The sequence below is a fragment of the Nostoc commune NIES-4072 genome (genome assembly GCF_003113895.1).
Lineage (GTDB): Bacteria > Cyanobacteriota > Cyanobacteriia > Cyanobacteriales > Nostocaceae > Nostoc > Nostoc commune.
This window is the reverse complement of record NZ_BDUD01000001.1, coordinates 1,391,672-1,417,092: the sequence shown is the minus strand read 5'-3', so window position 1 is coordinate 1,417,092 and position 25,421 is coordinate 1,391,672. Positions and strand designations below refer to the sequence as shown.

Sequence of the window (25,421 nt, the reverse complement as noted above, 5' to 3'; positions counted from 1 at the left end):
GTTTTAGCGATACAAATCCGCTATTATGTAGTATTTGACTAAACTTTCTTGCGAGTTGCCCAGCGAGCGATGATACTTGTGATTAAAACCATCAATACCAAAATCAAAGATGCTGCCCAAGCTAGTGATTGCCAATTTTTAAACGGAGAAATAGCATATTTATAAACTAAAACAGCAAGGGAAGCTGTGGGTTCAAATAAGCTACCAGGCCAAAAATTGGAAAACAGGGCGGTAAATAGTAAAGGTGCGGTTTCTCCAGATGCTCTGGCGATCGCTAACGTTGCCCCAGTTACAATTGCAGGTAAGGCTGCTGGCAACACTACTTGTGTTACTGTTTGAAAGTTAGTTGCTCCTAACCCTACAGATGCTTGTCGCAAATCTTGCGATACTAACTGCAAGGCTTCATCAGTGGTTCGGACAATAATTGGCAACATCAAAATTGCCAGTGCAAACCCTCCACCTAGAGCAGAGTATGATCCTAAGTTTAACTTTACCAGTGTCAAAACTACAACGCCATAGGCAAATACTCCAGCAATGATTGACGGGACTCCACTCAGGACGTTAGCCGCAAAACGTACCCATCTCGCTACTTGGGCCGAGCTAAATTCTGTGATGTAAATTGCCGCCAAAACACCAAATGGAATACTAATTAGGGCAGCAATTCCTACCATTAATAGTGTACCCAAAATTGCATTACCAAAGCCTCCTCCCTGTTGTAAAGCTTTGGGTGGCAGTTCAAAAAAGATGCTGGGATTCAAACTGCTAAAACCTTGAATAATGACGTAAGAAAGTACTGCTAGCAAAGGCACAAGTGCCAATACCCCACAGATAAATGCGACTACAGTCATTACTGTATTAAACAGTGTCCTTTGAGACATGGGAGCGCGAGTTAAACTGCGCTCTGGAAAACTAGAAGTCATAATTCAACCCACAACTAAGCTACAGTCGCTTGACTCTCAGAACGATAAACTCGGCCATGATATTAACTACCAGGGTCAAGAAGAATAGAACTAAAGCAGCGTACATTAAAGCCGAAACTTGCAAACCACTAGCTTCTGAAAATTGATTTGCTAATAGAGAAGAAATCGTATTGCCTGGTGCTAACAGTGAGATACTAATGTTGTTGGAATTACCAATCAACATTGTTACAGCCATTGTTTCTCCCATTGCCCGACCGAGTGCCAACATCACAGCGCTAACTATCCCTGAAAAGGCTGCTGGAATCAGAATTTGCAAGATGGTTTCCCATCGGGTTGCTCCTAATCCTACGGCGGCTTGGCGCAAACTGGAGGGTATAGAAATTAAGGCATCGCGCGATAGAGCTGTGATGATGGGCAAAGTCATAATTGCTAATATGACTCCTGCCGGTAACATTCCTGGGCCTGTAGGGGGGGTGCTAAAAAATGGTATCCAGCCAAAGTAACTATTGAGCCATTTTCCCAAGTTAGTTAAAATAGGCACTAAAACAAAAATACCCCACACGCCATAGACAACGCTGGGAATAGCTGCAAGCAGTTCTACTGCAAAAACCAGTACCAACTTCACTTTTGCTGGTAAAAAATCCTCGCTTAGTACAACAGCAGTACCAACTCCAATCGGTACAGCTATAAGTAAACCGATAAAAGAACTCAAGAGAGTTCCATAAATTTGAGGTAGAACCCCGTAGCTATCATTAACTGGATTCCAAGTGGTGTTAGCTAAAAAGCTAGCACCAAACTTTTGGATGGCTGGGCCAGAAGCAATTGCAACCTGGAAGCCGATCCATAATAAAGCGGCAGCAACCCCAAAGGCGAAAATTGCAGTAAGCCAAATAAAACCCCGATCTAGGGACTTTTCTACATCAGAGCGATTTTTTGTCGCTGATGAAAGGTTTTGAGAATTTGTAGTCATGACTACCGACTTTCACAATTAAATCAGAGGAATATATGGGAGGCAACCATATCAACAAATTTGTTGCCTCATCGTCTTTTGAAACCGAGACATTGGTAAAATAGAGTTCCAAATTACGAATGCCTATAGTGTTAGTAAGCAGCCTAAAAATTATTGTTTAGGAATGCTTTATGTCTTAACTGTAGCTACTTGCTAGCACTAGTACCACTACCAACAGCGATTTTATAATCTGGACTAATTTGATCGGCAGCAGCAGCCACCTTTGTAATGACGTTTTGGGGCAGAGGAACATACCCTAGTGCCACAGCATTCTTCTGGCCTTCAGTTAAAGCATATTCGATCGCAGCTTCCATAGCCTTAGCTTTTGCCGCATCAGGATATTTCTTGTAAACCAACAGCCAAGTGTAAGTGACGATGGGATAAGAATCAGCGCCTTCTGGATCGGAAATGAAGATGCGGAGATTAGGCGGTAGAGTTGCTGATGCCAGAGTTTTAGAGGCTGACTCCTCACTAGGGACAATAAACTTACCGCCTTTATTTTCTAAAGCAGCAAACTTGAGACTATTTTGTTTGGCGTAGCCGTATTCGACATAACCAATAGAACCTTGTGTTTGTTGGATTTGGGCGGTAACACCCTCATTGCCTTTTGCACCAACTCCTACAGGCCAGTTGACAGTTTTACCTTCACCAACTTTAGTCTTCCAATCCGGACTGATGGTGCTGAGGTGTTTTGTAAACACACCTGTTGTTCCACTACCATCGGAACGATGAACAACTGTGATTGGCTGGTTAGGAAGCTTTGCACCTGGGTTAGCCTTGGCAATTTGGGGATCATTCCAAGACTTGATTTTGCCTAGTAGAATATCGGCGTAAACGGCTCGTGGTAGCTTTAGTTCTGAAACATCAGGCAAGTTGTAAGCCAACACAATACTACCAGCAGTTACAGGCAGTAAAATAACGCCTTTATCTGCTGGTACTTTTTGGATTTCTTCATCCTTCATGGCAACATCGCTAGCACCAAAGTCTACAGTCCCTTTGATAAACTGCTCAACTCCAGCACCGCTACCAACTGAAGCATAGTCAATTTGTAGATTTGGATATTTTTTGTTTAAATCCGTAAACCATGTATCATACAGTGGTGCTGGGAAAGACGCACCAGCCCCGCTTAACTTGAGATTTCCACCCAAATCTAATTTGGTTGTGCTAGAGGCTGTGGTATCTGTAGCAGTACCAGAAGGAGCATCCTTGGTGGCTGTATTATCTGGATTTTGCTGTCCGCCACCACATGCAGCTAGGCTAATTGTCAGTGCTAACACTGAAACTGAAGCTGTGAGGCGATGGATTTTTGTTACACTAAAATTTGAGGGCATCGCTATCAATGTTTGGGTAACTTTTCAGGTGAGCGCTTCTCAGGATACCCCTAAAAGATGAAGGTCAAGGTAAAGGATAGGTTAACAAAGCAAAAAATGCTTGTTTTTTTTTGATGAAGAACAAACACTCTTTTCTCGTTTTACTTAATAAAATTTATACTGCTATTTTCGTCACATCTTACAAATATTACCACAAGGATTGGGTTACAGATATTTACAAAAAATTTTGATAGTGTAAATTTATTGGTCAATTTATAAAAAAATGTATAAAAATATTGCAGTCTATGGTATACTCTAAGCCTCATAAATTATTGGGTATTAACATCGAAGATTGTTTTTGCTTATCAGTCTCAGCAGATTTCAAGGCATAAGTAAAAAATCTAAGTTTAATGAGTGAAATTATTGTTGAGGAAAACAGAAGAAAAACTATAAATTGCCTGTTTTTTGAGAGTAGGGGGGCGATCGCTAAAAAATTAGTAAAACTGGGTATTGAATCTAAAAATTTATAATAAATACTATATTTTATTTACTACTATTATTAACATGTATTAGGCCAACTACCATAAGCAGACTACGCTTCAACCAATAAAATTACAACTATTGACACCTAAGCCATAATTTGCGTAACTGAAAAGTTACATACCAAAAAGGCAAAAAAATATGCTAGTCCTTAGAGGTGTCAGCACTAATCCCATTCTAACACTAATGAATATACTAGTACGGCGGACGCAGAAATGAACATACCCATTTCAAATGTACAAAAGCCTGAAATACAATCCTTTTGACTTTTGACTTCCGCCTTGCGGTACTAGTTGCTGTTAGTTTTCCCTTTTGCCTTTCCCTGGTTGACTGAATAAATGTTTGCTGCTTCCAATCAATTACTATGGTCAATGATTGGCTTACTCCTGACAATGGGTGGCACTTTCCTAGAAGTTTATGGTATCACCTTACCTTGGAATTGGAGTAAGCACGGAATTCAGACAATTTCTTTAGGTGTCACTTTTCAAGTTGGCGCAGTATTGCTGGTGGGTTGTTTAGGGGGCAAAAATGCTGGTGCGCTTTCACAAATTGCCTATTTAGTCATGGGATTGACCTTATTACCTGTATTTGCGGATGGGGGCGGTATTGGTTATGTTAAATTATCTCAATTTGGCTATCTATTAGGCTTTATTCCTGGAGCTTGGATTTGTGGTTTGTTCGCTTTTAAAGCTAGACCTCGACTAGAAACTCTCGCCTTTAGTTGCATTTGTGGCTTGTTAACTATCCACATCTGCGGTATTGCTTATTTGATTATTAGCTATATTTTTCAGTGGAAAGGCACAGAAAATCTTCCCTTGATGCAAGCAATCCTTAGATACTCTTGGTTTGCACTACCAGGGCAACTAAATGTGGTCTGTGCCGTTACTGTAATAGCATATATATTGCGTCACTTAATGTTTTATTAGTCATGAAGGGGCTAGAGACTAAGGACTAGAAATTTAAAATTCTTCTAATCCTTAGTCCCTAGTCCCTAGTCCCTAATCCTAGCCCCTAGTTTCATGCGTTTAAAAAATCGCCTTTTCTGGATAGCTGCCTTCATAGCTTTTTTCTTAGATCAAATAACAAAATACTGGGTAGTGCAAACCTTTAGCTTGGGGCAAACACTACCACTTTTTGCTGGAATATTTCACTTCACCTATGTCACTAATACTGGTGCGGCTTTTAGTCTATTAAGTGGGAAAGTAGAATGGTTGCGCTGGTTATCTTTAGGAGTGAGTTTAGTATTGATAGCGTTGGCCTTGTTTGGCCCAACATTAAATTTATGGGATCAGTTGGGCTATGGCTTGATTTTAGGTGGAGCTATGGGCAACGGTATTGATCGCTTTGTTTTGGGCTACGTCGTTGATTTTCTTGATTTTCGCCTGATTAACTTTGCTGTATTTAATGTGGCAGATTCATTTATTAGTATCGGTATTGTTTGCCTGTTAATTGCTTCCTTTCAAAAAACACCGACTTCAACTGACAGGTCGCATTAAACTATTAAGCCTGGGATAAATCATCCCAGGCTATTAATTACTAAAACCTTTGCTCAATCCTATATGCGAAGACTTTATTTATTGGTTTGAGCGATTTTGAGTTATTATTTTACACCAGTTTGCATAACTGGTGTAAGAGGTCAAGATGCACTGGCGATCGCTGATGGCAAACTATTATTCAGATTATTATGCCTCAGCTTTTAATTTAGTTATCGGCTAGGAGTTGGCGAATTAGAGCCTGGAGTATTATTGGGAGAACCAGTACTTGGTTCGGGATTGCTGTCAGTAGTACCAGACTCAGGTGTAGTTGGGTTTCCTGGTACGGTAATGCTGCCTGGAGCGCCAGACTCAGGTGAAGTTGGGCTGCTTGGTTCGGTACTGCTGCCAGGAGTGCCAGGTTGAACTGGAGTAACGCTTCCTGGTGGAGTTAAGTTGCCAGGAGTGCCAGAATCAGGCGGGGTAACGCTTCCTGGTGCTGGAGGAGTTAAGTTGCTAGGAGAACCAGGTTCAGATGGGGTAACGCTTCCTGGCGCTGGAGTGCTTTCGGGAGTGGCAGATCCAGATCCTGGTGCAGTTGTGCTACCTGGTGCAGTTGTGCTATCTGGTGTGGTGGTACCACTGGGCGTGGTTTCTGCTGGTGCTGTAGTGCCACTAGGAGTGCTAGGGGTGAGTGCTGTGCCGCCGGGACAGCGTGAGTTGAGTGGAAAATACTCGCATAGAATTTTCTTACCTTCTGGGGACAACTTAATTTCCGTTGGTGCACTAGTTGAGCCGCCACTGGATTGGGCTATGGAGGATTTACTAGATTCGGCTACAGCAATGTTAGCAGTGAATGCTAAAGATAAAGCTGCACCAATCAGAGTCAGAGATTTTCCCATCATTCTGTAATTAACCTCAACGGAACACTCGGCCCATTAAAACAGACAATAGAATTTAGAAAATCTTCCTAAATGAATATATTTAGGTTTGTTTCAGAATATGTGAATATGTAAAATTGGTAAAAATTAAATCTGTTGTCTATTAATAACTAGTGCTTAAAAATACAATCTTTAGAAGGAAGATTGTAGTGAGAGAAAAAGTAACACATATAAAATAGACCTTTGAGAATGGATAAAAAATTTATTTGTATGTGAGAAAGTAGCAAAAAATACAACATATTAGCAGGGATAGGTTGGTATTAAGTATAAATTAAGCCAAAAAATTCCGTATAGATAATTTCTGCTTTGGCTTATGAGTAAAATGATGAAAGACTAACATCTAAATTGATTGTAATTCGCCCGATTCTTCACTAAAAAGTGTGATGTAAATAGCCGATGAGTTCTCCCCAACCCCCTCAAAAGCCACAAACTTTACTTGGTCAACTGACTCAAGCGGTACATACTATCCAAGCTAGGGTCGATTTTTCTAAATTGGCGCTCAAGCCTAATGCCAAAGTACCGGAACTTTGGGTGCAGGATGCGGGGGCGGATAAAGCAGAGGTATATCCACTGTTGGGCGATCGCTATATTCTAGGTCGTAGCTCCAAATCCAGCGATATCGTCATCCGTAACCCTGTTGTCAGCCAAATTCACCTGTCGCTATCGCGGAATTCTAGCCAACGCACACCAGTTTTCGTCATTAAAGATGAAAACTCTACCAATGGCATTTATCGTGGCAAGCGTCGTGTCAATTCTCTAGAACTGCGTCACGGCGATATTCTCACTTTGGGCCCCCCAGAACTCGCCGCTTCTGTGCGGTTGCAATACGTCGATCCACCAGCCTGGTATGTGAAAGCTGCAAGTTGGACAGCTTATGGCGTCGGTGGTACTAGTGCCCTGTTAGCGTTAGTAATTGGCGTCGAATGGCTGAAGTTTTCAGTTAGACCCCTACCTACAGCTACACGCGCCCCAGTAGTTGTTTACGCCCGTGATGGAGCCACTCCCCTGAGAGAGCCTCGGACTATCTCTCACGTAGACATGAAGCGATTAGACGAATTTGGCCCTTATTTGCCTGCTGCGGTGGTGGCTTCAGAGGATAGTCGTTATTACTGGCACTTCGGGGTTGATCCTGTAGGAATTTTACGAGCCGTATTGATTAATAGCCGTAGTGGAGATGTGCAACAAGGAGCCAGCACTGTTACCCAGCAAGTTGCCCGCAGTTTGTTCCGCGAGTATGTAGGCAGGCAAGATACCCTTGGACGCAAATTGCGAGAAGCAGTTGTTGCCCTAAAGCTCGAAACCTTTTACAGCAAAGATGATATTTTGCTGATGTACTTAAATCGGGTTTTTTTAGGGGGAGATACCTCTGGCTTTGAGGATGCATCCCGATATTATTTTGAGAAGCCCGCTAAAGAATTAACTTTGGCAGAAGCAGCAACATTGGTAGGGATTTTACCTGCTCCCAACGCTTTCGATTTTTGTGGGGATGCGCCAAATAAATTAGAAGCAGCTGAATACCGAAATCGTGTGATTAAGCGGTTGCTGGAGATGGGCAAAATCAAGCCTGAGGATGCGAACCGAGCTAGACGCTCCACTGTCCAAATTAGTCCTAAAGTGTGTGAACAGCAAGCTAAGACGATCGCTCCTTATTTTTACAGTTACGTCTTCTCTGAGCTTGAATCAATCTTAGGGGAGGGAGCTGCAAGAGAAGGAAATTATATCATTGAAACCAAGCTTGATCCAGCGATACAAAGCCAAGCAGAAGCGGCGTTAAATAATTCAGTGAACAACGCCGGCAGAAATTTTAATTTTTCTCAAGGGGCGATAGTCACTCTTGACTCTAGTACGGGCAGTATTCTGGCAATGGTGGGCGGGACTGATTACAGAAAAAGTCAGTTCAATCGTGCCGTTCAAGCCAAAAGACAACCAGGTTCCACCTTCAAAATCTTTGCTTACACTGCTGCTATTCAACAGGGAATTCCAGGATCAAAAAGTTATTCTTGTGCCCCTTTAACTTGGCAAGGCTTTACTTATAAACCCTGTCGTGCTGGTGCTGAGGCTACTTTAGATATTGCCACAGGGCTGGCTCTTTCAGAAAATCCCATTGCCCTACGAGTTGCAAAAGAAATTGGGCTGAATAAAGTCGTGGCAATGGCACAGAATTTGGGAATCAAGTCAACCCTTGATCCAGTTCCTGGCTTAGTACTAGGTCAAAGTGTAGTCAATGTTTTGGAAATGACTGGTGCTTTTGGCGCTATTAGTAATGGTGGTGTATGGAATCCTCCCCATGCGATTAACCGAATTTTAGACAGCGGTGATTGCCGCGATCGCAATGATATCAAAACCTGTCGTGTAATCTACTCCTTCGACCAAGATCCAGATGCCAACAAACGAGTTCTGTCAAATGGTGTAGCCGATGAGATGACTAGTTTGATGCGTGGCGTAGTCACCAGAGGGACTGGGCGTAGTGCTGCAATTGGACTGGGGGAAGCTGGGAAAACAGGCACTACTGATAAAAACGTTGACTTATGGTTCATAGGTTTTATCCCCAGTCGGCGGCTTGTAACCGGTGTCTGGCTGGGAAACGATAATAATTCCCCTACATCTGGTAGCAGCGCTCAAGCAGCTCAATTGTGGGGGAATTATATGCGGAGAATTACGAGGTAAATTGGGCATGGGGCATTGGGCATTGGGCATTGGGCATTGGGCATTGAGAATTGGGAACTATTGATCATTTATTGATCAATAGAATTTTGTGAGAAGACCTGATTTTGAGGATTTAGAAGTTTATCAACTTGCTGAAAAGCTAGCTAATGAGATTTGGCGTATTGTTAAATCATGGGACAATTTCACTAAAGATACAATAGGCAAGCAAATTGTTCGCAGGGTAAGCGCATCTAATTTTGTAGCTCTTGATACAGACAAAAAGCTTAAAACTCTATCTGAATATCAGTTTTTCATTCAAAATAGGACAAATTGTCGTAAATGATTGAAAAAACATGGGTCAAATAGCTTTTTATGTTTTTTGACCACATAAATACGAAAATGTCAATCCCACCCCTTGGCTCAGTGTAGTAATTTTGAACTTATTTGTGCTTTGGTTGAACCCCAAAACCACCGTGTCAATAGGGTTTGAGATGCGCTAACCCTGAAATTGTTCGGTCTGCTGATAGTACTTGTGTAAACATTGCAGAAGGTAGAGGTAGGTACAATGACCAAGACAATCGACGTTTTGTCAAGATTGCGAGAGGGTCTCTATATGAAACTATCAGCTGGTTGAGGTTAGCCTACGCCAGACAGTTATTGACAAATGAACATGTAAGCAGATTTAAACCAATTCTTGATGAACTATTACCCAAGCTCAATGCTTATTTCAAATCCTTGACATCTCCTCCGACTAGAAGTCGGAGGATTCTAAACTGATGTTGCTACGGCGGCTATAAGCCGCACTTCGCAACGTTTACGATATGATTTATTTAATCTCTTGAACAAATCAATTCGTTGTGGCACTGTCAAAATTGCCCTACCCACCTCGGCTAAGTCTAAACCTAGCTGTGTGGCTACTTTTCTCATGATGTTGGCGCTACCATTGCAGTCTGCATTGATAATGAAGCCATCACGACTTTTGTACAAACCTCGTTCTATCCTCTTCCCTGATGCTTTCCACCCTTCTGGCTTTTCGCCATGCCTGGGTAGGGAGTCGCAATCAAGAAATGATGCCTTGCTGGTGTATGCCTCTTCAGTAATTGTTAAAGTAATTCCGTACTCTGGGCAGAGTTGTTTAAGTCGCTCAATTAACCGACTGGTAGGAATAATTACAAAATTCTGGTTATTTCTTTTTCCCATGTTGGAATTTTGCTTCTGTCCAGCATTCCAACCAATAACAATATTGCCCACCTTGTCGTTAAGACACTGATTAACAATAAACCTTGCTGCTTTGTTAATCGCATCTCGCATTTGATTATTCCGTTTGCGCTGCACTCTATCAAGATTGGAATCCCAATAAAAATCTGATTTTCCTTGCTTGTATTTAGCAACTAAACGCGAATATCCTTGATTTAATGATCTGAGTTTGCGACCATCAATAATTAAACTTTTCCCACGGGTTGAGACACCTGTCAACCAATTAGAACCGCCGTGGTCAAAACTCCACGCTTGCGTGTAATCTAATTGGGGATTATTTTCTATTGGCTCTTTACCATCATCAATTACCCAATCAATCCATAATTGTCCTAAATTTGGACGCACAGTTACTTCTTTAACCCAGTCAGAATCGATAAACTCTGGAAGATATAACTTAATCTCAGTCAGCAATTCTGGTTTACTTTCTTTGCTGACTGAAGGTTTAAAATATCCTTCTTTGAAGCTTAAAGCCTGACGCGGAAATGTAACAGCCGCTAGTCCTCCTTTTTTTCGATACTTTGGTAAAGATGGTTTATCAACCTCACCGTTGTAATAAGCTTTTACCAGTCCGTTATAAGCTGTAATTGACTCGCCAACTGACTTTAGCGTTTGCTGTGCTGATTGAGCCGCCATTGCTTTGTAATGCACATTCTGTTTGAGAATTAAGTCTAATTCAGGGTAAGTTGTAGTACATCTATAAGTTTTCCATCCACTACGCAAATCATCACCACGCCAATAAGTAGTAAAGGCATTACCATTTTCTTGCAATTTGGCATAATGAATTTTCTTGGCTTCGTACAATGCACAATTTATCAAGCTATTAGCATTTTCGCACTGGTTTAACCAAAAAGCTGTTTCTTCATCATTAAATTTAGCCCTAATTGAACAGGTTTTGTACACTTGTTTTTACAAGACAGTATGTTTTACTATAATTGTTGTCAGGATATAATTCAACAACATTTAATTAGTGGCTAAACTATCACCATCAGACTACGAATACAGGCGCACAAGTGGCTCGGTTTCTTCCCTGAACTACCATTTTGTATTTGTTCCAAAACGGCGAAAAGCTGTGCTAATAAAAGAAGTAGCACAGCGTTTACAAGAAATTATATTAGAGTTAGTGGTTGAGCATAGTTGGAGACTTATCGCTTTAGAAATAATGCCCGACCATGTTCATTGTTTTTTAAATGTCCCAACGCATGAATCACCTGCTGATGTAGCAAGATGGATTAAGGGTAGGGCATCTCACCATTTAAGGCGTGAATTTCCACACTTGAAAAAGCTTCCTTCTCTCTGGAGTCCTAGCTACTTTGTTGCTTCTACTGGTGCAGCAAGTACCGAAGTTGTTAGACAATATATTGAGAATCAAAAAAGCAATTAAAACTAAAATGCCTGATAAATCAGGCGGATAGCTTTCATCCCCTTAGCTATTAGCCGGAGGTTCTCAGCATAGGTACGATAGGGAATAGGGAATAGGAAATAGCAACTTAATTCTTTTCCCCATGCCCCATTCCCCATGCCCCATGCCCAATTACTAATATCCCTGCCAAGGAGTAACTTCTAGTGTGCCGCTAGGCTTAAATATTACTTTGAAGTGAGCGAGGGGTTCTTTATTGTTGGGAGCTGCTACATTGGAACCGTAGACAGCGTTGAACATCTTGGGAAGAGGTGTTTCGCGGAAATAGTCAAAGGCAACTTGGTTTAGTGGTTCATAGTCAGCAATTACACCATCTTTATTAACTGCTACCCGATATTTCAAATCCCGCGTAAAGGTGGGGGTACCACTCCAGCTTTGGCGAACTGTACTATAAAGCTTTTGGTTTAAACCTTTAACTATATTAGAGTCAGTAATTTTTGCACCTACTACCTGTGGTGTCCTAGCATAACCCCGCCAAGGGCTAACTTCTAGCACACCATTTGTATTAAATACTACTCGAAATTGGGCGATCGGTTCATTAGAAATAGGAGGGCGGCTAGCTGGATTGTAAAGTACGTTAGGCAAAGGAGTTTGACCTACTCCTATATTTGCCTCTTTATTCACCGCTTTATAACCAACGATCGCTCCATCCGCAGCTACACCCAGACGATAAATCAAATCCTGTTTTAATCCTAAGCGATTAGTCCAAGCTGGATGAATTTGGTTGTAAACTATTCGATTCAATGCACGCAGCTGGGATGGATCGGTAATTTCTGGAACTGTATTTAAAAGTGCTTCTAAATCTTTAACTGGCGGATTTGTATTAGCTGCGGGTGTTCGTGTAGGCGTTGCAGCAGCTGATGCTGGAGCAGCGATATTATTTGTAGAGCTAGTTTGCTCATCTGGTTTAGGCTGCGGTGGACGCATTTGGGGAGGTGGAATCAAGTTAAAGGCGATCGCTGCTACTGCTAAACTTGACACACCCACAGCAGCAGGAACAGCCTGTCTGATTACAGCCTGACTAGCACCGCCATAGCGTCTGGTAACCGGTTGTAGTTCTAAAGAAAGTTCAGGTAAAGTTTGGGTATCAGCAAAAAACTGATCCACTGCTTCCACTAAATCAAACAACTGTACTGTATTTAAATCTATTTCGATAGGCGGACGTTTGGAATTGTTAGAGTTATCGAATCCCTCTGGAGCGCCTTCTGAATATATAATTAGCCTATGTCGGTTGCTATCAATTTTCCGAAACTCTACTAGCTCCGATTCCTGGTTATGTGCCTGCGGATTGGGTACACTACTCAAAAATTCTTGGGCATAGCCACTAACAGCCCTCACCAAACTTTCAAAAAATTCCCGCCCTCCGGTTAGGGGTTGGTTATAACCAGATAAATAACATTCTGCATTAACCAATATTGATAATTCCGGGCGCATTTCCTGAAAGTGTGCAGCCCTACTGACATCACTTAACCCTTCTAAAAGCAGTGTACAATTAGGCAAACTGTACTTACGTTGAATGTTCATTCCACTTCACCGTCAAAAAGACTAATCCAGAATCGCTGCATTCCAGTTGTACCAGTACAAAATAGTAATTGTCCTAACAAATTTATCGCTAGCTCATCTAATTTTGCATCAGAAGTTAATGCCAGGACACCAGAACGTCGAGCATTCATCCGGCTCTTAAAATGCGCTCTAAACCTCTCTAGGTAATTAGATAGGCGCAAATTCTGTTCTAATGGAATCTGCTTTTCTTCCATTTGTTGACAGATCATTAGTAACTGGCGAATCACAACAGTTAAACGCCGTGCTATATAGCAAGCAATCACCACCAGAGCTTTTGCTTCCATGATACTTAAGGGACGGCGCATGTGCGCTCTCCGTAGCGGATTAGAGCTACGCATCCGCCATAAATTCACCCTGTCTTTAACAATTCCTTTTAGATCCAACTCTTGAGCAAAAGTCAGGATTGCTTCTGAACCACCAAGCTCTAAAGCTTCAATTGCCAGTAAAATCAGGTCAATTTGCAACCGGGTTCTGCGAGGACACGTTTTAGAAGCGATCGCAGGATCTGGCAAAGTGTCCAGAACCATCGGCAGTGAATCTTGAGTTGGACTGTTGAACGGCGTTAAACTTGCTGACACATTCATCCTATAAATACCTTATGCGGTTCCAACAGACTAGATAAAACAAATTTAAGATTGGTAGCCAAGACTTGAACATTAGACTTGTAGAAGTAGCATGACCACCTGATATATACATTACTTAACTCTTTCTACTCAAAGTTTTCCCTATATTGAAATCAAAATTTTAAAACATAACTTAATTCACCTCATTTATTTAGTGCAATACCTTTTATAGCTTGATTTAGATTCTAATTATCGTCAATAAAGGGCGAAGCTTCAGCCTCGATCCCCAGCGTATGACATTATAGTGTACGATTTTTCAGGTATCTGAAATTAGGTATTGGGCATTGGGCATTGGGCATTGGGCATTGGGCATTGGGCATTGGGCATTGGGCATTGGGCATTGGGCATTGGTTATAATTGTTCTCCCTCATCGCCCTCACTCCCTTATCCTCCCCTGCCTCCCCTGCTCCCCCATCTGCCCATGCCCCATTCCCCATTCCCCACTCCTCGTTTTATGGATTTGAAGTCTCTCGTTCGTGACATTCCAGATTTCCCTAAACCCGGAATTTTATTTCGGGATATTACTACCCTGCTGCGCGATCCCGAAGGACTGCGCTACACTATTGACTTTCTAGCACAAAAATGCCATGAAGCTGGGATAACGGCGGATTATGTCATTGGTATAGAGTCGAGGGGATTTATTTTTGGTTCACCCCTGGCTTATAAATTAGGATCTGGTTTTATTCCCGTCCGCAAAAAAGGTAAGTTACCAGCAGCCGTTCATTCAATTGAATATGAACTAGAGTATGGTATGGACTGTCTAGAAGTGCATCAAGACGGTTTACACCAAGGTAGCCGAATTTTAATTGTGGACGATTTGATTGCCACGGGTGGAACTGCGAGTGCAACAGCAAAGTTAGTGCAGAAGATTGGCTGCGAACTAGTAGGATTTGGGTTTATTATCGAGCTACGGGATTTAGAAGGGCGTAAATATCTGCCGGACGTGCCGATTATCTCTCTAATTGAATATTAGTTATTTGTCATTGGTCATTAGCAAACAACAAATGACAAAGGACAAAGGACAAAGGACAAAGGACAAAGGACAAATGATATCTACGAGAATTTCATTGGAGACAGGTCGGGATTGGCTAATAACGCTAGTCACGAGTGAAACTTTTGTTTATGTGGGAAAGCGGGTATTGCAGGCACTACTTACTTTGTTGTTGGCGTCAGCGTTATCGTTTTTCATTATTCAACTTGCTCCAGGAGATTATGTAGATACGTTGCGGCAAAACCCGAAGATATCGCCAGAAAGAATTGAAGAACTCAAGCGGCAGTTTGGTTTGGATAAGTCTTGGCCAGAACAATTTGGGCTGTGGCTATGGCGAATCTTGACAAAAGGGGATTTTGGCACGAGTTTTATTTATCAACGTTCAGTAGCATCGCTGTTGTGGGAACGAGTACCAGCGACTTTGCTATTAGCGATCGCATCTTTAATTGTCACATGGGCGATCGCTATCCCTCTGGGAATCTTTGCTGCTGTTAACCAAAATAAGCTATCAGACCGGGTTTTACAGGTAATTAGCTATGCCGGACAAGGCTTTCCCAGTTTCATCACTGCTTTAGCGTTGCTGGTTTTAGCCCAAATCACCTCGCCCTTCTTCCCAGTGGGTAGCATGACTAGCATCAATCACTCGGAACTAACGTGGTTTGGCAGAATTTTAGATATCGGCTGGCACATGATTTTACCGACGATAGCCCTTTCAATTACTAGTTTTGCTGGTTTACAACGCATCACTCGCGGTGAATTATTGGATGTGCTGCGTCAAGATTACATCCAAACGGCTCGTGCCAAAGGATTGCCAGAAAATCGCGTTATCTACGTTCATGCACTCCGTAATGCGATAAATCCTTTGATTACCTTATTAGGTTTTGAATTAGCTGGTTTATTAAATGGTGCTTTCATTGCCGAATTTTTCTTTAACTGGCCCGGTTTAGGAAGGTTGACCTTACAAGCTTTACAAGCTCAAGATTTATATTTGTTAATGGCAAGCTTGGTAATGGGCGCAGTCTTGCTGATTGCTGGCAATTTAATCGCCGATTTAATGTTAAAAGCCGCCGATCCACGCATTCGTCTAGAAAATCTCAATTAGTCATTAGTCATTAGTCATTGGTCATTCGTCATTAGTTATTAATTTTTCTCCCCCTGCTCCCCTTGCCTCCCCTGCTCCCCCACTCTCCCGATCCCCATCTCCATGCTGTCCGAAGTCTATTACTTAGTGCGCTCAAAAACTGACGGTAATTATCTCATAGCTCGTCCTGACACCGGAACATCAGGTTATTTGTTGCTGTTTCAGGAAAACTTTGATGCCCTTAGCTATCTCAACACTCATGCAGCAGAAGTAGCAAATCGCTTTTCTGTAGAATCTATTCCACGTACACAGTTGGGAAACTTACTCAAACGCTGGGGTTTTAGCGGTGTGGGTATTGTAACTGACCCGTTATTGCCCAAGGTCGAGTTTTTGCAGCACAGTTAAGCTCAACTACTGAATAAGGCGAAACTCAAGAGGAGATGTAAAAATCTTACCCACCCAAACATCTTCTATTTTAATAGTCTCAAGTGTTAGGTAGTTGTTTTTTGGCTGCTCCCGCATTGGCATTAAAGAGATAATTCCATCCCCCCAACTAGCCTGTTCCCAGGTAGGATAAGAATTTTCATATATGACATTGATCGAGTATGTACCTAACTCAAAATTGCCATACCACCAATGTGTAGCATCTTTTCCTATAAATGCAAACTTCAGTTCACTTTTAAACCATTCAAAACATCCTTCCAATAAGAAAGTTAAACTTTCTTCAGGCATCAGTAATTTAAAATCAGATAATTCTGGAGAGGCAGCTGTATTAACAAGAGGGCCAGAGTGTGGAATCTTTTGCTTGTTTGCTTGGATAAATTCTGGACGCGCTGTGAAGAGTAGAAAGTTACGAGGATTTGCTGTATTGTTAGTAATCCGAATGCCAAACTGAACTTGAGTTTTAATACCAGGTTGCTTTGCAGGAATTAGCACTATAGGCTTAGGTATTACCGTTTCAAATTGAATTCCATCTACTTCAACGGTATTGTTACTATTTGATTTAAAAGATGACATATAGGCTACCTTCTCATCTTTTACTTTTTATTAAAAATTGCCAATAGTAAGAAATTACAGCCATTCTATGAACTTGTATTAAGTAAATAAGGATGCGATCGCACAAGTAAAATTAGGCAATATGGGTGAGTTCAAGTCATCACCATTGAACAACGTAGCAACTAACCTTAAACTCGCTTGTTCGCGTCGATAAACTTCCACCTGTTGCTTGCGCCAATCCACAATCCAATATTCCCTAACACCTCTTGCTGAATAAAGCTTTAGTTTAAATTCCCTGTCCCGCTTTTCGTTCTCAATACCAGCAGACAGTACCTCTATTACCAGTTCTGGCGCACCAGTTAAATGCCCCGCCTCGTCTAAAAGCAGGGGCAATCTCTCGTTGCTAGCCCAGACGACATCGGGAATAACATTATCATTATCCCCAAAAATTATTCCTGGAGCAGTCACAACTTCTCCCAAAGCAGTAGTCTGTGACCAAGTATCCAAGGAAGTACTAATTCTGACACAAGTTTTTTGATGATTCCAGTGAGGCGCTCTGGTCACAAACAATTCTCCGTCAATAATTTCATAGCGGTTCCCGTTATCTGGAAACAACTCTAAATCGGCGGTAGTCCAGCGCACTCTCTCAGATATCGGCTGGTTCATAAACCATTTTTATTTAGGTGATTTACCTATTTTATCTTGAATGAGGATGGGGCATTGGGATTAGAGGAGAGGTGACAGGTGATAGGGAATAATCTGTATCCTGTAACCTGTAACCTGTACCCTATTCCCTTCTTCAATTCCTACACCACTACCTTTTCTAAACTCAATTTAGAACGCTTCACTTGCTCAGGAATCGCTACAGGATAATCTCCAGTAAAGCAGGCAGAACAAAAACTATTAGTGTCTTCTCGTGTCGCTTCTAGCATTCCTTCCCAACTGAGATAGGCGAGGCTGTCTACTTCCAGTTGCTTGGCAATTTCCGCTACTGACTTGGTAGCAGCAATTAGCTGATCTTGAGAATCAGTATCGATGCCATAGAAGCAGGGATGAGTTACTGGTGGAGAAGAAATTCGCATGTGTACTTCCACTGCACCCGCTTCACGCAAAGTCTTAACCAATTTACGGCTGGTAGTACCCCGCACAATCGAGTCATCAACAATAATTACTCGTTTACCCACCAGCACATCTTTAAGGGGGTTGAGTTTCATCCGAATACCTGACTCGCGCATGGTTTGGGTTGGCTGAATAAAGGTTCGTCCAACATAGCGATTTTTAATCAGTCCTTCGGCATAAGCTACACCAGAAGCTTGGGAAAATCCGATCGCCGCAGGGATACCTGAATCAGGAACACCAAAGACAATATCGGCATCTACAAAGGATTCTTTAGCTAGTTGATGCCCTAAGCGCATCCGATAGCTGTACAAACTCTCGTTGTGCATGACGCTATCAGGGCGAGCAAAGTAAATCATTTCAAAGATACACAGTTTCCTCTGGGGCTTTTGGCTCCAATGATAGGAAGCCAAACCTTCTTCAGTAATCCAAACTAATTCACCTGGTTCTACGTCTCGCAGGTATTCCGCTCCAATAATGTCTAAACCACAAGTCTCGGAAGCCAAAACGTAACGGATTGGATTACCAGCCAAAGTTCCAATTACTAGGGGGCGAATGCCATTGGTGTCTCGAACACCCATAACGCCGTTAGGAGTGCCAATAACTAAACTAAAGGCTCCTTGGCAACGATGGAATGCCTGAATTGAACCTTCTAGCCAATCTGCACCAGCGTTGATGGCTTCTGCGATCGCAAAAGCGATCATTTCTGAGTCGGTTGTCGTGACTAAGTTGCATTTTTTCTCAAGCAACTCTTGACGCAATTGCACCGTATTGACTAAATTACCATTGTGTGCTAATGCTATTGAACCTAAGCGAGTTTCTAGTACTGCGGGTTGAGCATTAACTTTGCGGCTAGAACCTGTGGTTGAATAACGAGTATGACCAACAGCAAGGCTACCAGGCAAATGATCCAAGATGGATTCATTAAAGACTTGAGATACCAAGCCCATATCTTTGTGGAGATGTACTTGTGTCCCCTCAAAGGTGGCAATACCGGCTGATTCTTGACCCCGATGCTGGAGGGCATACAATCCAAAGTAGGTCAGTTTCGCAACGTTTTCTCCTGGTGCGTAGATGCCAAAAACACCACAAGCTTCTTCTGGCTTGTCAGGCTGATTTTCATGACTATTAATTGGGTTGTTGGTCCGGTCGGGGTATTCATCCGAAGTGACAGAATGAATAGAAATCATGCTAGCTTTGCTCCTGGTGGGGGGGTCAAGTCACTGGGATTATGTATATAGATAGTTGCAGCTTTCTTAATAAATCTTTAACCATCTATTAAAACAGTACCGTAATTATGATCAGAGACGCTAATAAAAGAGTTAGAAGTTAGGAGTGAGGAGTTAGGAGTTATGCTGTTTATTCCTAGCTCCTTACTTGTTTAACTGGGGTTAGTGGTGTGGATGGCAAGACGCCTAGCGATCGCGTGGAAATAGCGATCGTTCATATCTTCGATCCTAACTTTGATTAAGGCTTGGTTATCAGTAGTGAAAACCCCCAAACCCGTTTCATAATTACGAACGATACCCAGTTTTTGCCACTCTTGACCCAGATGTTCCTGTAAATATGATTCCCAAATTTCTTGTTGTTCTGATGCTACAGAAACAAAAATCCGGGCACCACCTTCGGCAAACAACACCTCATCTAGACGGTTTAACTGTGTTGGTGCTATTCCTAAATTGATTTCGGCACCAAGATTGCCAGAAATGCAACATTCTGCTATTGTGATCGCTAATCCGCCCTCAGCAGAATCGTGGGCTGAACGTACCCAACCATTACGAATTCCTTCACGACAAACTTTCTGGACACGACGTTCTAAGTCAAAATCTACTTGTGGCGGTTTCCCGGCAACAGTACCGTGGATTGTGGCTAAATACTCCGATGCTCCCAAACTGATTTTGGATGACAGAGGCAATCCGAGAAGATAAATCACATCACCGACTGCTTGCCAACCTTGACCACAAATTTTGGTGATATCGGGAATTAAGCCCACCATACCCACTACTGGGGTGGGATAAATGGGTTGTGGGATGCCTTGAGAATCAAGGGTTTCATTGTACAAAGAGACATTACCGCCTGTGACGGGTGTTGCCAATTCTCGACAACCTTCTGCCAAACCACGACAAGCTTTTGCCAATTGCCAGTAACCAATCGGTTTTTCTGGAGAGCCAAAATTCAGGTTATCCGTTACCGCCAGAGGTTCTGCACCCACACAGCTAAGATTGCGTGCAGCTTCTGCCACCACTGCCTTAGCCCCTTCGTAAGGGTCAAGATAAACATAGCGAGGATTGCAATCTACCGTTGCTGCCACTCCTGATTTTAGATTTGGGATTTGGGATTTTAGATTGGGGATTTCTTCAAGGGGGCGCAAACGAATAACAGCCGCATCTGCACCACCTGGGAGTATTACCGTATTATTTTGTACTTGATGGTCATACTGACGATATACCCAGTTTTTAGATGCGATCGTGGGTGTATCGAGCAAAGTTAACAGAATATCATTCCAACTTTGCACGCCTTCAGGGAGTTCTATTCCAGCATTTGTGCAAGCAGGTAAGGAATCAGGTGTCCATTCCCAAGCTTGACGAGCATATTCTGGCGGTTCTGTCAACAATTCCCGATTATATAGTGGGGTATTCTCCGCCAAAGCCTCGGCGGGAATTTCTGCTGCTACTTTACCTTCAAAGAGAATCCGCACGATGGGTTCAGCGATGACAGTACCAGCTACAACGGCCTGAAGTCCCCAACGGTGGAAAATGTCGATTAATTCCTGCTCACGCCCCTTGTGGGCAACGAACAGCATTCGTTCTTGAGATTCCGAAAGCAGATATTCATAAGGAACCATCCCCCTTTCTCTTGCGGGAATTTTATCTAAATCTAGTTCAATTCCCACAGCGCCTTTTGCTGCCATCTCTGAAGTAGAACAGGTGATACCTGCTGCTCCCATATCCTGGGCGGCGACAACTGCACCTGTCTTAAAAGCTTCCAGACAAGCTTCAATTAACGACTTTTCCAAAAATGGATCGCCCACTTGCACAGCAGGGCGATCGTCTATTGACTGATCGCTCAATTCTGCACTGGCAAAACTTGCGCCTCCCATCCCATCGCGCCCGGTAGTGGAACCAACATAAAGCACGGGATTGCCTAAGCCAGATGCTCCAGATTTGACGATTTCTGGTGTTTCCATCAACCCTAGTGCCATAACGTTCACCAGGGGATTACCAGAATAAGCCGGGTCAAAGTACACTTCGCCGCCAACCGTGGGTACTCCCACACAATTACCATAATGTGAAATTCCCGCCACTACACCTTGGAACAGCCTTTGAGTTTTGGCATCTTCTAGGGAACCGAAGCGCAGGGAATTTAATAGAGCAATGGGACGCGCACCCATTGTAAAAATATCTCTGAGAATACCACCTACTCCCGTTGCTGCTCCTTGAAATGGTTCTACAGCTGATGGGTGGTTATGGGATTCAATCTTAAAAGCTAGTTGGAGTCCGTCGCCCAAATCTACAACACCAGCATTTTCACCAGGCCCCACGAGGATGCGGGACCCCTCAGTGGGAAATTGTTTGAGTAGAGGTCGAGAATTTTTGTAACAGCAATGCTCTGACCACATTACCCCAAACATTCCCAGTTCAGCTTTGTTGGGATGACGCCCTAACCGACGGACAATTTCTGCGTATTCTTCTGGTTTAAGACCTTCAGCAGCGATTTCTTGAGGGGAGAAAGCAGGAGATGTGGCGGTCATGGAAATAATGCACCAATTGTACAGAGCATTATTCTATCGATTTACTTGCCCTGTAGGTGCAGTTCTACAATGGTTCATGGCTAAATGCTAAAGATTAACCAAATAAATAGATTTACTCAATAAAATATTGTAATACGTCTAAAGATAAATCGTATTACATATTAAAATAGTAGTAATTGTACTGAGTAAAAGGTAATAAAATTTTATTTTTTTGTAATATACATAGGTAATTTTCAGGCTATAGAAATGGCTATCAGCCTGTCAGACAAGACATTATTCTGAATGCAGAAACAATTCATAGAATGCGATGCCTGTAGCGAACTACGCCTACGCCCCTACATAAATATAAGTATTTAAACTTAATTCAGAGGATTTTGATTATGCCTAGACTAACCGTTCCACCAAATTTCATTGGCACCACTGGTTCCGACACTTTAATCGGGGAACAGTTAAATGTATCCGTGGCAATTGGCATTGATATTTTAACTGGAGGTTTTATTTGTACGCGCTCAGGAAAAGACACGATTACTGGCATCGCTACAGGCACAAACAACCTCGAAGGTAGCAGCAACGGCGGTACTGGGACAGGCATTGCCAATAGTGGCAAAGTGAATGTAGGCGATGGAGAAGATGCGATCGCAGGCACAGGCAACGGTGGCAACGGCGGCAAGGGGATCGAACTCGCTCCTGGAGGCAATGGTGGTAGTGCGATCGGCATCACCAATACTGGCAGTCTGAATACAGAGAACCGAAACGACGCGATCGCAGGTACTGGTCAGGGCGGCAACGGCGGCATCGGTGGCAACGGCGGCGATGGTGGTAATGCGATCGGCATCACCAATACTGGCAGTCTGAATACAGGCAACGGACAAGACACGATCGCAGGTACTGGTCAGGGCGGCAACGGTGGCAGCAGTAACGAAAGTATGCTGATCCCTGGCGACGGTGGAGCTGGAACTGGCATCACCAATACTGGCAGTCTGAATACAGGGGACGAAGAAGACACGATCACTGGCATCGGTACTGGCGGTAATGGCGGTAGTAGCGGAGGTGGAAATCCTGACGACGCAGGCGCCATAATCGGGGTCGGTGGAGCTGGGACAGGCATCACTAACAGTGGCAATTTGAATACAGGGAACGGAAAAGATAAGCTTGTCGGTACAGGGAATGGCGGCAATGGCGACTCTATTTTTGGTAATAGCGGCTACGGCGGAACTGGGACAGGCATTAGCAACAGTGGCACTCTAACTACTGGGGACGGAGAAGACACGATCGCCGGTAGTGGTACTGGTGGCAACGGCAGCAATGGCCGCAACGGTGGCGGCCTTGGTGGAGATGGCATTGGCATCAGCAACAGTGGCAAACTGGATACGGCAGACAAAGAAGATACGATCACCGGTACAGGGAAGGGCGGCAACGGCGGCAACGCTGGCAATGCGGGAGGTGGTGACGGCGGGGCTGGGACAGGCATCGCCAACAGTGGTAATTTGAATACAGGAAATGCAAAAGACATGATCGCTGGCATCGGTACTGGCGGCAACGGCGGCAGCGCCGTTGGTAGCGGTAGCGGTGGTACTGGCACAGGCATCAGCATCAGCAACAATGGCAGTCTGAATGCAGGAGACGGAGAAGACACAATCACCGGCATTGGTACTGGAGGCAATGACATCAACGGCGGTGTCAGCGACGGCACTGGTTGTGGGATCGGCATCGCTAACAGTGGCACTCTAAATGCAGGAGACGGAGAAGACACAATCACCGGTATAGGTACTACTGGCATCCCCAACTATATCTACTTCAACGTCATCAGCGTTACTGGCACAGGCATCGTTAACAGTGGCACTCTAAATGCAGGGAATGGAAAAGATGCGATCGCCGGTACCGGAACTGGCAGCAACGGCGACAATGATGGCAACGGTGGAGCTGGTACAGCTGGGACAGGCATCGCTAACAGTGGCAGTTTGAATGCAGGGGACGGAGAAGACACAATCACTGGTATCGGTACTGGCGGTAACGGCGGAATCATCCGTAATGACGGCGGAACTGGGATCGGCATCACCAACAGTGGCAAACTGGATACAGAAGACGGAGAAGACACGATTATCGGAACTGGTACTGGTGGCATCGGCAACCTTACTTCTGATGGCATCGGCAACGTCGGTGTTGGAATCGGCATCCAGAACACTAAAGACGCCACCATCACTACAGGGTGGCGCAATGACACGATTACGGGTTATGGAAATAGTTTAGGAAAAAACGCCACCGCCTATGGCATCGTCAACGATGGAGTGATTGATACCGACAATGGTTCTGACAAGCTTACCGGACAGGCTACAGCAACAATTGGTGGTACTGCATACGGCATTTATGGACAAGGAATCATCAAGACTGGCGATGGCAATGACGAAATTATCGCCACCAGTATCCTAGATGGAGTTCAACAAAAAGTCTCTATCGGTGGCGGCATCAGTATTGATTTGGGCACTGGGGATGACTACTTCAAAGGCTTTGGGCAAGCAACTGTTGATGGCGGAGATGGTTTTGATACTCTCGACTTGAGAGCTTTCAATCGCTCTCAACTGCTGGTATCTGGTGTAATTTCTGGCAATACCCTTAAAAGTGCCAACCTCATTTTCAACAACAATGAAAACTCCATTAGCTTATCTACCACTGGCTTTGAGAAATTTATCTTTGCAGATAGTTCTTTCTGCTACAGTACTTTAGCAAACGGGGCATAGGTTTGTTAATTCCTCTATCTCGTGTTTTAACCTTTGGAGAAAGTTAAAGATAAAGCTAATCATTTTACTGAACTTAAAGAGCAAGAATCAATCATGAAAATGCACTCTGGGGGACAGAGAATTATTCTATCTATCTATTTACTTGCTTTGTAGATGCAGTTCTATAAATGCAGATAATTCTTCTTTGGATATTTCATTTTGAACTACTTGAATCACTAAATTGTAAGCTTGCTCTTGAGATAGGTTAAAAGTATAACAATTTAAGTTCAAAAAAGTAAGCATAACAGCGAAAGCGGTGCGCTTGTTGCCATCAATAAACGGATGGTTCATCGCTAAATGGTACAGGTACGCTGCTGCTTGCTCGTGAATTGTTGGATGGAGAAGTTCACCGCCAAAAGTAACTTGAGGTTGTGCCAGTGCTGAATCTAGCAAACCTTCGTCTCTAACACCTGATGTTCCACCAAATCTTTGAATTTGGCGTTGGTGAATATCTAAGACTTGAGAAATAGTCAAAAATTTAGGAGTTTGCAAGGCGGCGGAAAACCTCTTCCCATTTTTTTTCAACTGCTAAATAAGCCTGCCATACCTCTTCATCTGAGGCAATCTGATTTGAGGCAGTATTTTCTAACTTGTCTTCATTTTGCTCAATCTCGCGGAAAAATTGGGCAAAATCAGGAATATTTAATAATACTTTTTCAGTAACTTCTTTTTCTTCTGTTTCTTGTAAATAAGTCAGAAACGCAACTGCTAATCGCAGCTTTTCAATAGAAAGTTGACGCAAACGGCTTTCGGCTTCTGATAGATAAGTGCTGTGCTTTTGTTCTGTTGCCATCGTTACCCCAAGCTACGTTTGTTACCAGTTGTGAATCAGTTTTGCTGCTAACTCTAGCTTATCGCGCTGAGTGATTGCGATCGCCATCGTGTAGTCAAACAATCCCATATCTGGCGATCGCTTCACACTGCAATTGAGATTAACGTAGCGGTAGATGAACAAAAGTGATTAATTATACAATAACTAGGGCTGATTATTTAGGTCTAAAGACAGATTGT

At 43.2% G+C, this 25,421-nt stretch carries 25 protein-coding genes; 10 read left to right on the top strand and 15 right to left on the bottom strand.

Annotated features, from left to right (window positions below; genetic code table 11):
• Nucleotides 1-38 precede the first annotated feature (38 nt).
• From pstA to pstS, 3 genes are all read right to left on the bottom strand, one after another.
• Nucleotides 39-920: a phosphate ABC transporter permease PstA gene (gene pstA / locus CDC33_RS06355; protein ID WP_109007769.1), complete on the bottom strand. Its 882-nt coding sequence runs from the start codon at nt 918-920 to the stop codon at nt 39-41.
• Between the two features lie 19 nt (nt 921-939).
• Nucleotides 940-1,890 carry a phosphate ABC transporter permease subunit PstC gene (pstC, locus tag CDC33_RS06350; protein ID WP_109007768.1) on the bottom strand — a complete coding sequence of 317 codons (951 nt, stop codon included), beginning with the start codon at nt 1,888-1,890 and terminating at the stop codon, nt 940-942.
• 185 nt (nt 1,891-2,075) lie between these two features.
• Nucleotides 2,076-3,260 (bottom strand): phosphate ABC transporter substrate-binding protein PstS, encoded by a 1,185-nt coding sequence (pstS, locus tag CDC33_RS06345; RefSeq protein ID WP_109007767.1) that lies wholly within the window; start codon nt 3,258-3,260, stop codon nt 2,076-2,078.
• A gap of 857 nt (nt 3,261-4,117) precedes the next feature.
• Here pstS and CDC33_RS06340 point away from each other — a divergent pair.
• Entirely contained in the window at nt 4,118-4,705 is a 588-nt protein-coding gene (locus CDC33_RS06340) for a biotin transporter BioY (protein ID WP_109007766.1), read from the top strand.
• A gap of 93 nt (nt 4,706-4,798) precedes the next feature.
• Nucleotides 4,799-5,275, top strand: a complete 477-nt coding sequence (lspA, locus tag CDC33_RS06335) for a signal peptidase II (protein WP_109007765.1) — start codon at nt 4,799-4,801, stop codon at nt 5,273-5,275.
• Between the two features lie 209 nt (nt 5,276-5,484).
• Here lspA and CDC33_RS06330 read toward each other — a convergent pair whose 3' ends face one another.
• Nucleotides 5,485-6,156, bottom strand: a complete 672-nt coding sequence (locus CDC33_RS06330) for a hypothetical protein (protein ID WP_109007764.1) — start codon at nt 6,154-6,156, stop codon at nt 5,485-5,487.
• 432 nt (nt 6,157-6,588) lie between these two features.
• On the opposite strand from CDC33_RS06330, the gene CDC33_RS06325 reads away from it, so the two are divergent.
• From CDC33_RS06325 to CDC33_RS06315, 3 genes are all read left to right on the top strand, one after another.
• Entirely contained in the window at nt 6,589-8,859 is a 2,271-nt protein-coding gene (locus CDC33_RS06325; RefSeq protein WP_109007763.1) for a transglycosylase domain-containing protein, read from the top strand.
• An 88-nt stretch (nt 8,860-8,947) separates the two neighbouring features.
• Nucleotides 8,948-9,181 carry a four helix bundle protein gene (locus tag CDC33_RS06320; protein WP_109007762.1) on the top strand — a complete coding sequence of 78 codons (234 nt, stop codon included), beginning with the start codon at nt 8,948-8,950 and terminating at the stop codon, nt 9,179-9,181.
• A gap of 143 nt (nt 9,182-9,324) precedes the next feature.
• A complete protein-coding gene (locus tag CDC33_RS06315) occupies nt 9,325-9,615 on the top strand; it encodes a four helix bundle protein (RefSeq protein WP_109007761.1) in 291 nt (96 codons plus the stop codon).
• Here CDC33_RS06315 and CDC33_RS06310 read toward each other — a convergent pair.
• A complete protein-coding gene (locus CDC33_RS06310) occupies nt 9,607-10,995 on the bottom strand; it encodes an RNA-guided endonuclease InsQ/TnpB family protein (protein ID WP_109007760.1) in 1,389 nt (462 codons plus the stop codon). The genes CDC33_RS06315 and CDC33_RS06310 overlap by 9 nt on opposite strands.
• Nucleotides 10,996-11,062: 67 nt before the next feature.
• On the opposite strand from CDC33_RS06310, the gene tnpA reads away from it, so the two are divergent.
• The gene (gene tnpA, locus CDC33_RS06305) at nt 11,063-11,476 is read left to right on the top strand and encodes an IS200/IS605 family transposase (RefSeq protein ID WP_109007759.1); all 414 of its coding nucleotides are present in this window, start codon (nt 11,063-11,065) and stop codon (nt 11,474-11,476) included.
• Nucleotides 11,477-11,629: 153 nt separating this feature from the next.
• On the opposite strand, the gene CDC33_RS06300 is transcribed toward tnpA, so the two are convergent.
• From CDC33_RS06300 to CDC33_RS37715, 3 genes are all read right to left on the bottom strand, one after another.
• A complete protein-coding gene (locus CDC33_RS06300) occupies nt 11,630-13,036 on the bottom strand; it encodes a DUF4335 domain-containing protein (RefSeq protein ID WP_109007758.1) in 1,407 nt (468 codons plus the stop codon).
• Nucleotides 13,033-13,659, bottom strand: a complete 627-nt coding sequence (locus CDC33_RS06295; RefSeq protein WP_109007757.1) for a DUF3038 domain-containing protein — start codon at nt 13,657-13,659, stop codon at nt 13,033-13,035. Before CDC33_RS06295 ends, CDC33_RS06300 begins: the two co-directional genes overlap by 4 nt.
• Before the next feature lie 278 nt (nt 13,660-13,937).
• A complete protein-coding gene (locus CDC33_RS37715) occupies nt 13,938-14,135 on the bottom strand; it encodes a hypothetical protein (protein ID WP_146195782.1) in 198 nt (65 codons plus the stop codon).
• A 17-nt stretch (nt 14,136-14,152) separates the two neighbouring features.
• On the opposite strand from CDC33_RS37715, the gene CDC33_RS06290 reads away from it, so the two are divergent.
• From CDC33_RS06290 to CDC33_RS06280, 3 genes are all read left to right on the top strand, one after another.
• On the top strand, nt 14,153-14,671 hold the full coding sequence (locus CDC33_RS06290; RefSeq protein WP_109012465.1) for an adenine phosphoribosyltransferase: 519 nt from the start codon (nt 14,153-14,155) through the stop codon (nt 14,669-14,671).
• Nucleotides 14,672-14,744: 73 nt separating this feature from the next.
• Complete coding sequence (locus CDC33_RS06285) at nt 14,745-15,791, top strand: ABC transporter permease (protein ID WP_109012464.1); 1,047 nt, start codon at nt 14,745-14,747, stop codon at nt 15,789-15,791.
• Nucleotides 15,792-15,893: 102 nt separating this feature from the next.
• Complete coding sequence (locus CDC33_RS06280; protein WP_109007756.1) at nt 15,894-16,175, top strand: hypothetical protein; 282 nt, start codon at nt 15,894-15,896, stop codon at nt 16,173-16,175.
• Nucleotides 16,176-16,181: 6 nt separating this feature from the next.
• Here the strand turns inward: CDC33_RS06280 and CDC33_RS06275 are convergent, their stop codons facing one another.
• From CDC33_RS06275 to purL, 4 genes are all read right to left on the bottom strand, one after another.
• A complete protein-coding gene (locus CDC33_RS06275) occupies nt 16,182-16,787 on the bottom strand; it encodes a hypothetical protein (protein ID WP_109007755.1) in 606 nt (201 codons plus the stop codon).
• Nucleotides 16,788-16,865: 78 nt separating this feature from the next.
• Nucleotides 16,866-17,432: a Uma2 family endonuclease gene (locus tag CDC33_RS06270; RefSeq protein ID WP_109007754.1), complete on the bottom strand. Its 567-nt coding sequence runs from the start codon at nt 17,430-17,432 to the stop codon at nt 16,866-16,868.
• Between the two features lie 140 nt (nt 17,433-17,572).
• On the bottom strand, nt 17,573-19,072 hold the full coding sequence (purF, locus tag CDC33_RS06265; RefSeq protein WP_109007753.1) for an amidophosphoribosyltransferase: 1,500 nt from the start codon (nt 19,070-19,072) through the stop codon (nt 17,573-17,575).
• A 191-nt stretch (nt 19,073-19,263) separates the two neighbouring features.
• A complete protein-coding gene (purL, locus tag CDC33_RS06260) occupies nt 19,264-21,633 on the bottom strand; it encodes a phosphoribosylformylglycinamidine synthase subunit PurL (protein ID WP_109007752.1) in 2,370 nt (789 codons plus the stop codon).
• Nucleotides 21,634-22,013: 380 nt separating this feature from the next.
• On the opposite strand from purL, the gene CDC33_RS06255 reads away from it, so the two are divergent.
• A complete protein-coding gene (locus tag CDC33_RS06255) occupies nt 22,014-24,371 on the top strand; it encodes a beta strand repeat-containing protein (RefSeq protein WP_109007751.1) in 2,358 nt (785 codons plus the stop codon).
• Between the two features lie 138 nt (nt 24,372-24,509).
• Here CDC33_RS06255 and CDC33_RS06250 read toward each other — a convergent pair whose 3' ends face one another.
• The 3 genes from CDC33_RS06250 to CDC33_RS38370 are packed head-to-tail and all read right to left on the bottom strand — an operon-like array spanning nt 24,510 to nt 25,365.
• Nucleotides 24,510-24,902, bottom strand: a complete 393-nt coding sequence (locus CDC33_RS06250; RefSeq protein WP_109007750.1) for a type II toxin-antitoxin system death-on-curing family toxin — start codon at nt 24,900-24,902, stop codon at nt 24,510-24,512.
• Entirely contained in the window at nt 24,889-25,203 is a 315-nt protein-coding gene (locus CDC33_RS06245; protein WP_109007749.1) for a hypothetical protein, read from the bottom strand. The genes CDC33_RS06250 and CDC33_RS06245 overlap by 14 nt, the downstream gene beginning before the upstream one ends.
• Nucleotides 25,204-25,224: 21 nt before the next feature.
• A complete protein-coding gene (locus CDC33_RS38370) occupies nt 25,225-25,365 on the bottom strand; it encodes a hypothetical protein (RefSeq protein ID WP_181373907.1) in 141 nt (46 codons plus the stop codon).
• Nucleotides 25,366-25,421: the final 56 nt, after the last annotated feature.